The organism is Gordonia westfalica (assembly GCF_900105725.1).
In the GTDB taxonomy this organism is placed as follows: domain Bacteria; phylum Actinomycetota; class Actinomycetes; order Mycobacteriales; family Mycobacteriaceae; genus Gordonia; species Gordonia westfalica.
The window spans coordinates 106,699-121,528 of sequence record NZ_FNLM01000036.1 but is presented as its reverse complement, the minus strand read 5'-3'; the positions used below and the strand labels follow the sequence as shown (position 1 = coordinate 121,528).

General features: G+C 62.8%; 11 protein-coding genes and 3 pseudogenes. 6 read left to right on the top strand and 8 right to left on the bottom strand.

The features are described 5' to 3' along the window. Nucleotides 1-33 precede the first annotated feature (33 nt). Together BLU62_RS26890 and BLU62_RS26885 are read right to left on the bottom strand one after the other, a co-directional pair. On the bottom strand, nt 34-849 hold the full coding sequence (locus tag BLU62_RS26890; RefSeq protein ID WP_005201333.1) for an MlaE family ABC transporter permease: 816 nt from the start codon (nt 847-849) through the stop codon (nt 34-36). Continuing rightward, a pseudogene (locus tag BLU62_RS26885) lies at nt 846-2,617 on the bottom strand (GMC oxidoreductase). The gene BLU62_RS26890 and the pseudogene BLU62_RS26885 overlap by 4 nt, the downstream one beginning before the upstream one ends. 249 nt (nt 2,618-2,866) lie before the next feature. Between BLU62_RS26885 and BLU62_RS26880 the strand changes: the two are divergent. After that, nucleotides 2,867-3,475: a TetR/AcrR family transcriptional regulator gene (locus tag BLU62_RS26880; protein WP_005201328.1), complete on the top strand. Its 609-nt coding sequence runs from the start codon at nt 2,867-2,869 to the stop codon at nt 3,473-3,475. Nucleotides 3,476-4,018: 543 nt separating this feature from the next. Here BLU62_RS26880 and BLU62_RS26875 read toward each other — a convergent pair. Then, on the bottom strand, nt 4,019-5,035 hold the full coding sequence (locus BLU62_RS26875; protein WP_005195135.1) for a helix-turn-helix domain-containing protein: 1,017 nt from the start codon (nt 5,033-5,035) through the stop codon (nt 4,019-4,021). Nucleotides 5,036-5,135: 100 nt separating this feature from the next. Between BLU62_RS26875 and BLU62_RS26870 the strand changes: the two genes are divergently transcribed. From BLU62_RS26870 to BLU62_RS26855, 4 genes are read left to right on the top strand one after another with little or no spacing between them, the layout of a single operon-like run. Continuing rightward, the gene (locus BLU62_RS26870; RefSeq protein ID WP_005195134.1) at nt 5,136-5,456 is read left to right on the top strand and encodes a 2Fe-2S iron-sulfur cluster-binding protein; all 321 of its coding nucleotides are present in this window, start codon (nt 5,136-5,138) and stop codon (nt 5,454-5,456) included. Between the two features lie 25 nt (nt 5,457-5,481). Next, nucleotides 5,482-6,873: a cytochrome P450 gene (locus tag BLU62_RS26865; RefSeq protein WP_005195133.1), complete on the top strand. Its 1,392-nt coding sequence runs from the start codon at nt 5,482-5,484 to the stop codon at nt 6,871-6,873. After that, nucleotides 6,870-8,069, top strand: coding sequence for an NAD(P)/FAD-dependent oxidoreductase (locus tag BLU62_RS26860; RefSeq protein WP_005195132.1), 1,200 nt, complete (start codon nt 6,870-6,872; stop codon nt 8,067-8,069). Before BLU62_RS26865 ends, BLU62_RS26860 begins: the two co-directional genes overlap by 4 nt. Further along, nucleotides 8,066-8,740, top strand: coding sequence for a transglutaminase-like domain-containing protein (locus tag BLU62_RS26855; RefSeq protein WP_005195131.1), 675 nt, complete (start codon nt 8,066-8,068; stop codon nt 8,738-8,740). Before BLU62_RS26860 ends, BLU62_RS26855 begins: the two co-directional genes overlap by 4 nt. A 222-nt stretch (nt 8,741-8,962) precedes the next feature. Here BLU62_RS26855 and BLU62_RS26850 read toward each other — a convergent pair. Beyond that, a pseudogene (locus BLU62_RS26850) lies at nt 8,963-9,945 on the bottom strand (IS3 family transposase); the annotation flags it as partial. A 58-nt stretch (nt 9,946-10,003) separates the two neighbouring features. Beyond that, nucleotides 10,004-11,148, bottom strand: a protein-coding gene (locus BLU62_RS26840; RefSeq protein ID WP_099047927.1) for an IS3 family transposase whose coding sequence is annotated in 2 segments (ribosomal slippage) — nt 10,004-10,881 and nt 10,881-11,148 — 1,146 coding nt in all. Because the reading frame shifts where the segments join, the coding sequence is not laid out codon by codon here. Nucleotides 11,149-11,234: 86 nt separating this feature from the next. Here BLU62_RS26840 and BLU62_RS26830 point away from each other — a divergent pair. After that, nucleotides 11,235-11,906 (top strand): annotated as a pseudogene (locus BLU62_RS26830) (IS256 family transposase); the annotation flags it as partial. A gap of 131 nt (nt 11,907-12,037) precedes the next feature. Here BLU62_RS26830 and BLU62_RS33105 read toward each other — a convergent pair. The 3 genes from BLU62_RS33105 to BLU62_RS26820 form a co-directional block, all read right to left on the bottom strand. Further along, the gene (locus BLU62_RS33105) at nt 12,038-12,199 is read right to left on the bottom strand and encodes a hypothetical protein (RefSeq protein WP_005195129.1); all 162 of its coding nucleotides are present in this window, start codon (nt 12,197-12,199) and stop codon (nt 12,038-12,040) included. A 238-nt stretch (nt 12,200-12,437) separates the two neighbouring features. After that, entirely contained in the window at nt 12,438-14,078 is a 1,641-nt protein-coding gene (locus tag BLU62_RS26825) for a long-chain fatty acid--CoA ligase (RefSeq protein ID WP_005195128.1), read from the bottom strand. A 29-nt stretch (nt 14,079-14,107) separates the two neighbouring features. Continuing rightward, nucleotides 14,108-14,797 carry a hypothetical protein gene (locus tag BLU62_RS26820; protein WP_005195127.1) on the bottom strand — a complete coding sequence of 230 codons (690 nt, stop codon included), beginning with the start codon at nt 14,795-14,797 and terminating at the stop codon, nt 14,108-14,110. Nucleotides 14,798-14,830 lie beyond the last annotated feature (33 nt).

Here is a 14,830-nt window from a genome sequence, read left to right as displayed (position 1 = left end):
TGCTCTTGTGTTCGCGCAGTCATGTCGAGGCCTTCAGTGCAGTGCGAGCGTGGTGATGACCGCGTTCGCGAGGAACAGCAGCACAAAGCTGAAGACAACGGTCTGGTTCACGGCGTCGCCGACACCCTTCGGTCCGCCTCCCGCGTTGAAGCCGAGATGGCAGGCCACCAGTGCGGCCAGCAGACCGAAGATGCCGGCCTTGAGCTCGCTGATGAGTAGGTCGGGAATTCCGGTGAGGATCGGGATCGCGGTGATGTATTGACCCGGCGTGGCACCTTGGAGGAAGACGCCGTACACGTATCCCCCGGCCAGGCCGATGGCGGTCACCAGGCCGTTCAGGAACACCGCGACGCCGCAGGAGGCGATCACGCGCGGAACTGCGAGTCGCTGGATCGGGTCGATACCGAGCACCTTCATGGCGTCGATCTCTTCGCGGATGGTGCGCGAACCGAGATCGGCGCAGATCGCGGTGGCACCTGCGCCCGCGACGACGAGAACCGTGACGATGGGTCCGATCTCTCGGATGACGGCCACACCCGCGCCCGCACCGGACAGGTCGATCGCACCGATCTCGTTCAGCAGAACGTTGATCTGGAACACCACCATGACGCAGAACGGGATCGACATCAGCATGGTCGGGACAATCGATACGCTCGCGATGAACCACGCCTGCGCCACCAGCTCACGCCACTGGAAGGGACGCCGTGGGAGCATCTTGACGATGCCCCAGAAGGTGAGGAAGAAGTCGCCGACCATTTCGGTACCGTGGCGCGCCTTCTTGAGAACCGGTGCGAGCGTTGACGATTGGCGTCGTTCCGGGAGCGCTGTTTCGGGGGCGAGTGCGCTCATCGGGCGTCGGAGCTCTCACGCGTTGCGGCCCGCGAGATCTTCTCGTCTGCCACTCGACGGACAGGAATGATGGGCAGTCGCAGCGCTCCAGGCGCCGAGACCGGCACGATCGGCGACCGGGGTTCGGTGGGCTCGATGCGCCGATAACCCGAACCCTGGATCGGGCGAAGGTCCTTCTCCCCCTTGTTCGGCCACAACGCGGCGGCCCGCTCGGCCTGAGCAGCTATGGTCAGCGACGGGTTGACGCCCAGATTCGCGGACACGGCCGAACCGTCGACCACACTCAGCGACGGATAGCCGTACACGCGGTGATATGGGTCGATCACACCGTTGTCCTCATCGTCCCCGATCACGCATCCGCCGAGGAAGTGTGCGGTCATCGGCACGTTGAACACCTCGCCCCACGTTCCGGCGGAGGTGCCGCCGATCTTCTCGGCGATGCGCCGCGTGGCTTCGTTGCCCGCGGGGATCCAGGTGGGATTGGGCTCGCCGTGCCCCTGCTTGCTGGTGAGCCGGCGACCGAACAGACCGCGCTTTGTGAAAGTGGTGATCGAGTTGTCGAGGTTTTGCATCACCAGTGCGATCACGGTCCGCTCGCTCCAGCCCTTCACCGCCAGGACACGTGCTGTGGCGAGTGGATCCCGGAGCGCGACGCCGATGAATCGCAGCCATCGCGGCAACCGTCCGTCGCCGTCGGTCATCGGCGCCTGCAACAACCCCATCGCGTTGGAGCCCTTGCCGTATCGGACGGGTTCGACGTGGGTGTCCGGCGTGGGGTAGAACGACGACGTGATCGCCACGCCCTTGGTGAGGTCGAGGGATTCGTCGACGCGGTAACGGGTGGCCCCGAGGATCGACTCGGAGTTGGTCCTGGTCAACTCGCCCAGTCGCGTCGAGAGCTCAGGAAGGCGGCCGGAGTCCTTGAGCTTGTGCAGCAACTGCTGGGTACCCCAGGTACCCGCCGCGAAGACGACATTGTGAGCGGTGAACGCCTTCTCGCGCTTACGAATCCAGGCACCGGTCTTGACTGTGTCGACTGTCCAGGAGCCATCGGGTCGCTGACGCACGTCGGTGACGGTGGTCAGCGGATTCACCACCACTCCAGCGCGTTCGGCGAGCCCGAGGTAGTTCTTGAGCAGCGTGTTCTTGGCACCGTGACGGCAACCTGTCATGCACTCGCCGCACTCGATGCAGCCGGTGCGATCCGGTCCGACCCCACCGAAGTAGGGATCCGACACGGTACGACCGGGCTCGCCGAAGTACACCCCGACCGGAGTCTGGACAAACGTGTCGCCGACACTCATGTCGTCGGCCACCGACCGGATGATCTCGTCGGCAGGCGTCATGTGCGGGTTGGTGACCACGCCCAGCATGCGACGCGCCTGGTCGTAGTAGGGCGTCAGCTCGTCTTCCCAGTCTGTGATGTGCGCCCACTGCGGATCGCCGAAGAATGCTGATCCCGGCTGGTAAAGGGTGTTGGCGTAGTTGAGAGAGCCCCCCCGACTCCCGCCCCGGCCAAGATGACACAGTCGCGAAGTAGGTGGATGCGCTGAATCCCGTACGCACCCAGCTTCGGCGCCCACAGGAATCGTCGAACGTCCCAGCTGGTCTTGGCGAAGTCCGCATCGTCGAATCTGCGGCCGGCTTCGAGAACGCCGACCCGGTAGCCCTTCTCTGCCAGGCGAAGGGCGGTGACGCTGCCGCCGAACCCGGAGCCGATCACCAGGACGTCGTAGTCGGTGTCTTTCTCGCTCGCCTCAGCGTTCATTGGATGCTCGCAATCGTCTGTGGGCGTGGGTATTACGTGGCTGATTGAGCCTCTACAGGAACACGTCCCTGTGATGACCGTGTGCCGGTCGCCGCTTCTGTCCGTCCTGGCCAAGCGGGGCGGTGCGGCCGGACACAGTGTGTTGACACTGTGAGATGAACTGTATTGTTTCTACACATAATTGCCTAATGTGTCAAACACTCAGGCGGGCGCCTTAGGCCTGCATGCCAATTCGGGCATGATGGACACATGGCTACGCCCCCGAGCTTCCACGACGAAGTACGCGACCTGCTGCGCGATCGCATACTCGACTCCGCTCGCGATCTCGTGGTGGAACGGGGATGGTCCGCGGTGAACATGTCCCGGGTGGCGCGCGAGGTCGGAATCAGCCGTACGACCCTCTACAACGAGGTCGGGACCAGGGATCAGCTTGCGGCATCGCTGATCGCACGCGAGGCAGACCGCTTCCTCCACGGGGTCGTCGAGGGCATCGCGGACGAACAGGACATCGTTGACGGACTCACAGCCGCCGCGGAGCGCACACTGACCCTTGGTGAGGACAACGAGCTTCTGATGTCGATCATCTCGGGCAGACTCCAGGGCGGCGAACTCCTGTCGCTGGTCACCGTCGACTCAGAGGTCGTCCTCGGGCGGGCGACGCAGGTGGTAGCCGATCAGATCCGTTCTCGGAAGCCCGATCTCGACGAATTCGCGCTGGAGTCGATCACCGAGATCTTCGTACGACTCACCGTGAGCCACCTGCTCCAGCTCCGGGGTTCGCGTGCCGAATCCGTCGTGCAGATCCACGCTGTCATTCTCGCCTTGTTCGCAAGCCCGCCAGCTCCCCCGGCGGGATGACGCGTGGACGGAACAAGCCAAGCCGAGCGCTTTGAGAACACTGATCCCCATCTTCGGGAATCGCTTGTGCAGCCAGGTGGCCAGCGCCATTCCCAGGGAAAGATGGCCTCACGCCGGTTGGTGCGTATCGCCCGGACAGTTCGTCGAGCGACGTCTTCGGGCTCCAGAACCGGAAACCACTGCGACATCCGGGGGTACCACCCCATGTCTGCATCGTTCCGTTCGAAGTAGTCGGTGTTGACCTCCGAAGGGCAGACGAGTGAGACTCCGATGCCATAACGACCGACTTCCTCGCCGAGACTGTTCGAGAACCCCACCATGGCGGCCATAACGGTGGCTAGAACGAACCGGCTGGTGTCCTCGGCGAGGCGGCAGACGTTGAGGTGTGGCTGAGAATTGCCGCGTAGGCGATGCTGGCTGACTTGTAACGACCGTGCGCTTCGGACGGGGCGGGCCCGGGTTACCGTATCGAAACGTTATGAACCAGTCGCGAAATTCGTTGTGGTGTAATCAGCTGACGCCCCGATTGGGCTGGTCGAGCATTCATGCGGCTGGCGGGCGTGCACGTCGAAGTCGAAACTGCGACGGGGAGCAGCCGACCCACCGAGCAAACGCATGAGAAAAGCTTGCGACGTCGCAGTACCCCAGTTCGGTAGCAATCTGGCCGATTCCGACGCCGGGATCGAGAAGTCGGAGGATGGCGTGCTCCTGCATGAATTGCTGTCGTAGGCGGCGCAGGGTGGTGCCCTCGGCGTGTAGGTGCCGTTTGAGTGTGCTTACCGATACCGACAGCTCTGCTGCGATCCGACTAGCGTTGACTCGAGCAGGGTCTGCATCAAACTGGGCTCGGACGCGCTGCGTGTACGAGTTGTGACGCCGCTGATCGCAGAGCCGTCGCAGTTCGGCGGTACCGATCCGGTAGGCGACGGGATCGGAAAAGCGGCACACCTCATGAAGCGCCTCGGCTGGTATGCGAACAAATGACGCTGGCGCATCGAAGACGACTCGATGCCCTATCTCTCCCACGTTCAGCGGCTCGGTCGGCGCCGGGCAGGTCAGGTGTAACTCTGCTGAGGACACATCTCCTGTGAGTATTTTCACCAGACGCAGAACGGTCAGGCCCCCATAAGTGACGGCAAAGCAGTCGGTACCCGCGCTGTCGGTGCGCCCTGCGAGACCGATGGTAAGACCACTGGCGCCATGATGAAAGTCCGCACTTAGCGCCGTCGAGATCAACGGCAGAAAACGAAGCAACTCGACGATGTCAACGACCGACCCGGCACTGACCAGCGGCAGGCTCAGTGGACCGAAGGAGGTCAGCTGAGCGTGCTCAGCGAATGCGAGGCCCAGCCGAAACCCGTCGTGCGGCCCCATCGTCGGATACACGTCATGAAACCATTGCATCGGCACCTGCGCTTCTTGCGTGATCAACGTTCTGAGGTCGGTGCCCTCCTGGGCCATTATCCGACCGAATGCGCTCGTCGCCTCCGTGCCCAGCGCACCGCTGTCGAGAAGCTGTGCAAACGCCAACGGGGGCACACCGGATTCACCGAGGGTCACGTGAGCCAGATTAACAACAGATTGCGACGTTCACACATGGATCGGTCGGGATCCGCACATTCACACTCAAGGGGAACCTCATACGTGCAAGGAGGTGGCCATGGCCACGATCACATACATCACCCACGATGGAGACGACTACGAAGCCGATCTCGTGGAGGGGAAGTCGCTCATGCAGACCGCCGTCGACGAAGCCGTCCCCGGCATCGACGGTGATTGTGGTGGCGAAGCGGCCTGCGGTACGTGTCACGTCATTGTCGACCCGGCGTGGATCAAGACCGTCGGGCGCAGCGGCGAGGGCGAGGAAGAGATGCTGAGCATGCATCCGGAACGGGAAGGAACCTCGCGGCTGTCCTGCCAGATGATCGCGACTGAGGAGTGGGACGGCCTGACTGTTCGCCTCCCGGAATTCCAACTCTGACCCGCAACGACGAAGGAATGCAATCATGAGCATCGCAGCCACCGTCGCCGAGAAGGCGCAATCAATGATCCCGATCGACCTTCAGATCCGGGGGGCGCATGTCTATGACAAGACCCGCCGAATCGTCACAAGGACCGACGGCCAGAAGATCTTCACCGAGACCCCGATCCCGCCGGTGGACGAGGTCGATCTCGCCGAAATCGACCTGAGTAACCCGTTCCTGTATCGCCAGGGTATGTGGCGCTCGTACTTCGAGCGTGTCCGCAACGAGGCGCCGGTGCACTTCCGTTCGGAGAGCCCCTTCGGTCCGTTCTGGTCGGTCACGCGACACGCCGACATCATCGCGGTCGACAAGAATCACGAGGCGTTCTCCGCCGAACCGTTCATCATCATCGGCAGGCCCCCGCGTTTCATGGACATCGCGATGTTCATCGCGATGGATCCGCCCCGGCACGACAAGCAGCGCGCCGCAGTGCAGGGCGTGGTGGCTCCGAAGAACCTTCGTGAGATGGAGGGGCTCATCCGCGCGCGCGTCCGCGAAGTCCTCGACGGCCTCCCACTCAACGAGCCGTTTGACTGGGTCCAGACTGTGTCGATCGAACTCACTGCACGCATGCTCGCGACGCTACTTGACTTCCCTTACGACAAGCGGCACAAGCTGGTCGAATGGTCCGACCTCGCGACCTCGATGGAGCAGGCCAACGGCGGCCCCTCGGACAACGACAGGGTCTTCCGTGAGATGGTCGCGATGGCGCAAGGCCTGAGTTCGCTGTGGCGGGACAAGGCGGCACGTACCGTGGCCGGCGAAGAGCCTGGCTTCGACCTCATCACCATGCTGCAAAGCAACGAGGACACCAAGAACCTCCTCGACGATCGCCCCATGGAGTTCCTCGGTAACCTCGTGCTGCTGATCGTCGGCGGCAATGACACGACCCGCAACTCCATGAGCGGCGGAGTGCTGGCCCTCAACGAATACCCCGAGCAGTTCGAGAAGCTCAAGGCCAACCCCGACCTCATCCCCAACGCGGTGTCGGAGATCATCCGCTGGCAGACCCCTCTTGCTTACATGCGCAGGGTCGCCAAGAAGGACGTCATGCTCGGCGGCCAGTTCATCCGCAAGGGTGACAAGGTGGTGATGTGGTACGCCTCGGGCAACCGAGACGAGCGCGTCTTCGAGCGTCCAGACGAGCTCATCATCGACCGGGCCAACGCCCGCAACCACATCGCGTTCGGTTTCGGTGTACACCGCTGCATGGGCAACCGGCTCGCCGAGCTCCAGCTACGCATCCTGTGGGAGGAGCTCCTCCCTCGCTTCGACAACATCGAGGTGGTGGGTGAGCCGGAGTACGTGCAATCGAACTTTGTCCGTGGGATCAGCAAGATGATGGTTCGCCTGACCCCCAAGGGGGAAATGTGACGGCTGATCAGGTCGTCATCCTCGGCGCGAGCCACGCCGGCGTCCAACTCGCGGGCGCTCTCCGAAAGGAGAAATGGGCCGGGGATGTCTTGCTGATCGGCGACGAGGGCAGGCTCCCCTACCAGCGTCCACCGCTGTCCAAGGCATACCTGGCAGGTGCATCACAGCTTGATGACTGCGCGATCCGCGGACGTCAGTTCTACGACAAGCAGCGGATCGAGCTCGTGGACGGAACGGCGACGGCGATCAACCGTTCCGCGCACACCGTCACCCTCAACAGTGGAGACGTGGTGTCTTACGCCACGCTGGCACTGTGCACCGGCGCGCGCGCCCGCGCGCTGACCGTTCCGGGCGCCGAGTTGACGGGCGTCCACTACTTGCGCACCGCCACCGACGTCGAGGCCATCCGTGCCGCGGTGGTGCCAGGTTGCCGGGCCGTCATCGTCGGCGGCGGCTATATCGGCCTGGAGACGGCCGCCTCACTTCGAGCTCAGGGTGTGGACGTCACTGTTCTCGAGGCTGCGGAACGCGTGCTCGAGCGGGTGACCGCGCCGGTGGTCTCGAGGTTTTTCGACCGTACCCACCGGACCGAGGGTGTCGATGTTCGCACCAGCGCGTTGGTCGAGGGTTTTCGCGGGGAGGGGCGAGTCGAAGAGGTGGTGCTCGCCGACGGTGAGACCCTGGCCGCGGACCTCGTCATCGTCGGTGTCGGCATCATTCCCAACACGGATCTCGCGGTCGCCGCGGGCCTCGAGGTTGACGACGGAGTCATCGTCGACGACCATGCACGCACCAGCGACCCCGACATCGTCGCCGCCGGCGACTGCGTCAACCAACGGATCGCACGGTACGACAGGCGCGTCCGCCTCGAATGTGTGGCGGCCGCCACCGAGCAGGCCAAGGTCGCGGCAGCGACCATCTGCGGCAACGAAGCCGGTCTCACCGCGCTGCCTTGGTTCTGGTCCGATCAATACGATCTGAAGCTGCAGATCGCCGGGCTCAACACCGGGTACGACGAGGTACTGGTCAGCGGTGACCCTGACCACGACCGTGACTTCACCTGTTACTACTTCAACGACGGCGAGCTGATCGCCGCGGACTGCGTCAACAGACCCAAGGATTTCATGAACGCGAAGCGTACGATCGCACAGCGTTCGTCGCTCGACAGGTCCGAACTGATCGGAGCCACACCATGACCACATCACCCGCGGCAGCGGAAAGGCCGGCGGCGGCGCTCACAGCATCGACCTTCCTCGACATCCATCACGCGACCGTGCAGGCCTTCACCCAAGACGCGGTCGGCGACGCGGACACCGATCGCGAGAAGGCGCGGCGCCTCTTCGCCGCAGTCCGAGACCAGATCCGTTACGACCCCTACACCGTCTCTGACAAGCCCGATCATTACCGGGCCAGCCATGTCATCGAGTCCGGACGTGGGTACTGCGTACCCAAAGCGGTCGTACTGACAGCCGCGTTCCGCGCGGCAAACATACCGGCCCGGCTCGGCTTCGCTGATGTACGCAATCATCTGCAGACCGACGCGCTGCGCGAACTCATGGGAACCGACGTCTTCGTATATCACGGATACAGCCACGTCTACATCGAGGGGCGCTGGTTGAAAGCTACACCCGCGTTCAACATTGAATTGTGCACTCGATTCGGGGTCCCACCTATCGACTTCACCGGCGATCGCGACGCGTTGTTTCACGCGCACGCGGCGGACGGCTCCGCGCACATGGAGTACGTGCACGAACGCGGCGTCTACAACGACTTGCCCCTCGAGGAAATCCTGGCGGGCCTGCGGCATGCCTACGGCCCTCTGATCTTCTCGGGACGGCCAGCTCCGTCCGACGCATTCCGCGCATAGTGTGCGCTCCGGCGGGCTACCGCCGCAGGTTACTGCCCGCTCGAACACCCGTGCCACCACCTGTCGGCCAGATCCCGTCGCACAGTGTCCACCACCACTAGGGAGACCATGACAATGTCCGAGTCATTGCTCGACACCTATCCACACCGAATGGGCGGCCATTGCGGCTCCAGCGCGATGCGCGACTTGATGGTGAGGGGGACCCGTTTGGTGGTCCAGTCGCTATGCGGCTTGGGATTGGTGGGTCGTGGTCCACTGTAGAGCGAATTCAGCGGGGCTGAGTTCGCCGTGGGCGCTGTGGGGCCTGGCGGTGTTGTAGTCGGTCCTCCAATCCTCGGTGATCACTTGGGCTTCGAGCAGAGAATCGAAGCGCCACGAGTTGAGCAGTTCATCGCGTAGTCGACCGTTGAACGATTCGATCCAGCCGTTCTGCCATGGCGAACCGGGGTCGATGAACAAGGCTCCGGTGCCGGTGAATCGGCACCAGTCGCGTACGGCGTGGGCGACGAATTCGGGGCCGTTGTCGAACCGCACGTAGACCGGCGCCCCGCGGGTCAAAGCCAGCGTGTCAAGGACTGCGACCACTTGGTCGGCGTCGATTGACCTGCCGATCTCGATGGCCAGGCACTCTCGGGTGTACTCATCAATGATGTTGAGTAGCTTGATCGTACGACCATCAGCGAGGGTGTCGAATTGGAAGTCCATCGCCCAGATCACGTTCGGCCGGATAGGACACATCGCCCCTACGGTGACACCGACGCCGGTCAACCGCTTCTTTTTGCGGCGCTGGGGCACTCGAAGTCCTTCCTCACACCATAGTCGACGAATACGTTTGTCGTTGACCGCCCATCCGGATTTGCGTGCCATCTTCGCTGCTCGCCGCCACCCCCACCGGGGCCGGTCGGTGGAGAACCTGCGTAGCCAGGCCCTCAGCCTGGTGTCCTCGTCGTCCGCTGGTTGTGTCCTCAGGCGCATCGTCGAGCGGTGGATACCGACCACCGCACACGCCCGACGCTGAGACACCCCGAACCGTTCTTGCAGCACCGTCACGGCGCGGCGTTTACGGTTCGGGGTCAAAAGTTTCCCGACGACAGGTCCTTGAGCATGTCAATGTCGAGGGCCTGGTTGGCCACGAGCTTCTTGAGTCGGGCGTTCTCCGCCTCGAGTTCTTTGAGCCGCTTGGCGTCATCAGCTTTCATGCCGCTGGCAGGTCCCCGATAACCGGTCCAGTCGGTCCTAGAGCCAGTTCTTTCTTGCGGTCGGTCAGTCGATCTCGCAGCCCACGGGGTGGTGCTGGTGGGTGCATCGGGCAGCGTACTCGGCCGGGGTCTTGTAGCCCAGCGCTGAGTGGCGGTGTCGGTGGTTGTGGTCGTCTTTGAAGTCTTCGATGACCACGCGGGCCTCCAACAGGGTGGGCCAGCAGTTGCGGTTCAAACACTCGTCGCGCAACCGGTTGTTGAACGACTCGATGAACCCGTTGTTCCACGGCGTGCCAGGCGGAATGTAGGAGATCCCCACCGACCCTGCACAGAACGTCTGGAGGGCCTCAGAGATGAACTCAGGGCCGTTGTCCATGCGCAGCACCTTCGGTGGGCCACCCCAGATCGCGAAGGTCTTCTTCAACTCCTCGATCAACCGGTCGGCGGCGATCGAGCGATCCACAATGTTGAGCAGCGACATCCGGGTGTGTTCATCGACCATGGACGCGATCTTGATCTTGTGTCCGTCGACAGTGGAGTCGAACTGAAAGTCCAATGCCCACACCACTTTCGGTGCGTCCGCGGTGACAATCGGCACCGACGACTGGCCGGCCCGTTTACGCCGCGGCGCCCGGCGCACCTGCAATCCTTCTTCCTTCCACAGCCGGTGGACCTTCTTCTTGTTCACGGTGTCGCCTTCGTCGAAACGTAGCCAGGCCCACGCCCGACGGAACCCGTGGCGTGGGTTCTGACGGGCGTAGGTTCGTAGCTGCTGGCGCAGGCCAGCATCCGGGTCAGCCGGGGTGTGCGCTTGCGGCAGTTGACGATACGCTGAACGAGCAAGCCCAACAACCTTGCACGCCTTGCGTTCTGACATGTTCATCACGTCTTTGAGCATGTCGATGGCGGCGCGTTTGGCGGTTGGGCTCAGAATTTTCCCTTGGCGATCTCCCGTAGCGCGTCCTTCTCCAACTCGGCATCGGCGAGCAGCCGCTTGAGCCGGCCGTTCTGCTCACGCAGCTCCTTGAGCTCCTTGGCCGCGTCACCGTCCATGCCGCCGTACTGGCGGCGCCAGTTGTACAACGTCGCTGCCGACACCTCGAGGTCGGCGGCGATCTCCTCGCCGGTCTTGCCCTGCGCCGCCAACTCGTCAGCCCGGCGCAACTTGCGCACAATGTCCTCTGCCGAGTGGCGCTTGCGTCCTGCCATGATCCTCATCGTCCCTTCTCTGCCCTCAACAGGGCAATCAGGACTCTAAAACAGACCGGACCGGTTCACGGGGGACACGCCACGAAGAAGGCGCCAAGTTCTGGGCCGGGGTGTGTGCGAATCTGGCCAACCGCGGCGTCAAGGACGTGCTGATCGTGTGCTGTGACGGGCTCACCGGATTCCCCGAGGCAATCGAGGTGACCTGGCCGCTGGCCACCGTGCAAACCTGTCTGGTGCATCTGATCCGCAACTCGATGCGGTTCGTGAACCACAAAGACCGCAAAGACGTGGCCCGGGCGATCAAACCGATCTACACCGCCCCCGACGCCGAGACCGCCCGCCGCGAGTGGGAAGCCTTCCGCGACTCGGAACTAGGCGCCAAATATCCGAGTGCGGCAATGGCTTTCGACCGAGCCTGGGATCGGTTCATCCCCTTCCTGGCATTCCCGCCCGAGCTGCGCAAAGTCATCTACACCACCAACTCGATCGAGTCATTGAACTACCAGCTCCGCAAGGTCATCAAGAACCGCGGACATTTCCCCAACGACATCGCGGTCCGCAAACTCTTGTGGCTGGCCATCTGCGACATCGAAGACAAACGAGCCGCTCAACGCCTCAAAGAACGCGGGACCAGGCGGTCACAGCCCCGTAAGGCCCTCGGACGACTGGTCGAGGGACAGGTCGTCACCAACTGGAAACAGGCCCCCGGACAACTCGCACTGGCCTACCCCGACCGGATCGAACCCCACCTCAGCTAGACCCCACAGACCACAAGAAAATCAGGAGCCACGTTCTTACACAGACATCTTGACAAGCTCTCGAGCCCCCGCGCACCAAGAGACCGCCCCGCGGCAGAAGCCACGGGGCGGTGTGTTCTTCTGTGAAGCGCTCAAGCGGTAGCTTCGTCTGATCCGGACTCGATCGATCCGGTGACCAGTTCGCCGACGATGTCGGTAATGATTGCGCCCACGATAGCCTCGGCCATGATGGTGGCCCCTTCGATGTTGTGTGCTGATGACTGCGAATGTGGAGCGCTGGCTGCGATGTCCACCTCGCAAACTCTACGACGCTCGATAAAACGGCGCCCAACGAACGATGAGTGAGAGATGAATGGCCGCGCAATTCCCAGTGACGGTTCTGTCTTTCCCACCGGGGCCATCGGGCAGACGGATCGCTCCAATAAATACGTGCCCACCGAACGCTGAGGACGTTCGGTGGGCACATCTGTGCCTTACCTCGGCGGTGTCCTATCTCGGCCAGTGCGGACGCGAAGCCGACCCCGTGCGGCGCTAGTTCGATACAACCGGCAGCTCGCCCTGCTCATGCTTCGCGCGCAACACCTTCTTGTCGAACTTGCCCACGCTCGTCCGTGGTATCTGCTCCATGAACGTCCAGTTGTTCGGGATCCACCAGTGCGGGATCTCCTCCGGGCAATTTCTTAGGCACCACTCGTGGAGCGTGTCAGCCGACACTTCGCGACCCGGTGCCGGAACCACAACAGCGAGAGCTGTCTCCTGCCATCGGGGGTCGGGCATCGCGACAACCGCGGCCTCGGCGACATCCGGGTGCGACATGATCCAGTTCTCGAGCTCCACTGACGAGATCCATTCGCCCCCGGACTTGATGACGTCCTTGGACCGGTCGGTCAGCGTCAGATACCCGTCCGGACTGATGTGTCCCACGTCGCCGGTCCGCAACCAGCCATCCCGAAACCTCTCGGTGTCCTCGAGTCGGTAGTAGCTGCCTGTGACCCACGGACCCCGCACTTCGAGTTCACCGACGGACTTGTCGTCACGGGGAACAGGCAGGCCGCCCTCGTCGATGAGGCGCATCTCCACCCCGCAAATTGCCCGTCCCTGTCGCTTGCGGTAAGATATTTCCTTTGCGGGGCTGATCCCGGCGGGAGGCCGACCTACCGCTGCAAGCGGGGACGTCTCAGTCATACCCCACGCCTGAATAATCTGTACGCCGAAGCGGTCCGCAAACCCCTCGATCAACGACTGCGGGACGGGAGCTCCACCACAGGCGACAAGGTCGATCGATGACAAGTCGACACCCGGATTCGCGATACCGTACTGAAGAAGATCGTTCCAGATTGTCGGTACTGCTCCTGCCTTCGTGGGGCGATGTTGTTGGATCATGTCAGCGAGCGGCGCTGCTTGAAGGTATCGATCAGGCATCAGCAAGTCCGCGCCGGCCATCAGCGACGCGTAGGGCAGACCCCAGGCGCTGGCATGAAACATCGGCACGACGGGAAGTACACGATCGGCTTCTGCGATCGCCAGAGCGTTACCGGTACACGCTGCCATGGAGTGCAGAAACACCGAGCGATGACTGTAGACGACCCCCTTGGGATCGCCTGTAGTGCCGCTCGTATAACACATACCCGCAGCCGACCGCTCGTCGGGATCGACCCAAGAGAACACTGGGGATTCCGCTGCGAGCGCGTCATGATATCGCATCACGGTCACGCCGTGCCCGTCGAGCGGGGAGGTGTCGCCGTCGCCGGTAACGAACACAACCCGAACCGTCGCCAAGCCCGGTAGGACCGCCGCCAACAACGGAACCAGCGACCCGTCCACGATAATGACCTTGTCTTCGGCGTGGTTCGCGATGAACTGCAGCTGAGCCGGTGACAACCGGATGTTCAGCGTATGCAGCACCGCGCCCATCGCGGGTACCGCAGCGTACGCTTCGAGGTGCTCCTGGTTGTTCCACAGCATCGTTGCCACGCGGTCGTCGCCGACCACGCCGACCCGACGCAGAGCATTCGCCAGACGTGCGCATCGCTCTTCAAGATCGCCGTAGGTCGCATACCGGGCAGAGCCGTTCACGGAATAGGTAATCACCTGCCTAACAGTGTGATTGGTTGCGACGTGGCGCAGTATCGATGACACTGTCATCGGCACCTCCTGCATGGTGCTTTTCATCTAACTCTCCTTTCGCGGCGGACGCTGGATCATTCGGCAGGTCCGTAATCCTGGATCTGCCAGCCGTTATCGGTCTTCAGCACGACGACTTTCAACAGTGTGGGGAGTTCGCTCGGCTGAGGGTTCTGAACATTCTGGGTCTTCTGGGTGGCGAAGACCAGCACCGTGTATTCCCCCCGGTTCTCGCTGGCGCTGCCGGTGACGCTGGTCGCCAGTACGCGTCCCGCCGCTTGGACCTTGGCCTGTTTCATGATTTGGGTCAGGGTGGGTTCGACATCGTCGTATCGCTTGACCAACGCATCGCTGGCATTCTCTTTCACTTCGGTAAAGAATGCGTCGGTGTTTTGGTAGCTGTACGTGAGCGACTTTGTGGTGTAGTCCGATGCTGCCTGCGCTGCCTGCGCTCGTTGTGTGGCGGCGTCCTCCAGGGACGTCTTTGCTTGCCGCATGTCAATGTAGAGGTAAGCAAAGAGCCCGGCCAGCACCGCGAGTACTACCACGAGAGCACCGACGGCCACCACCTGGAGGCGTGCTGATCCCCAGCGCTGCTCGGCCTCGGACGTCGGGGGGCTTGCCTCGTCCGAGGCGGAAACGTCCTGTGACGTCGCAGGTTCTGTGGCACTAGTGGCGTCGCCGCGGTCTGCCTTATCGGAAGCCGTAGTCAGCTCATTTTCGGTGCCGCTGTCCTCGGATTCTGATCCGTTGTCGTGTGCGGTCATTTGCTGCCTTCTGTAAATGCTGGGGTAGGGGGG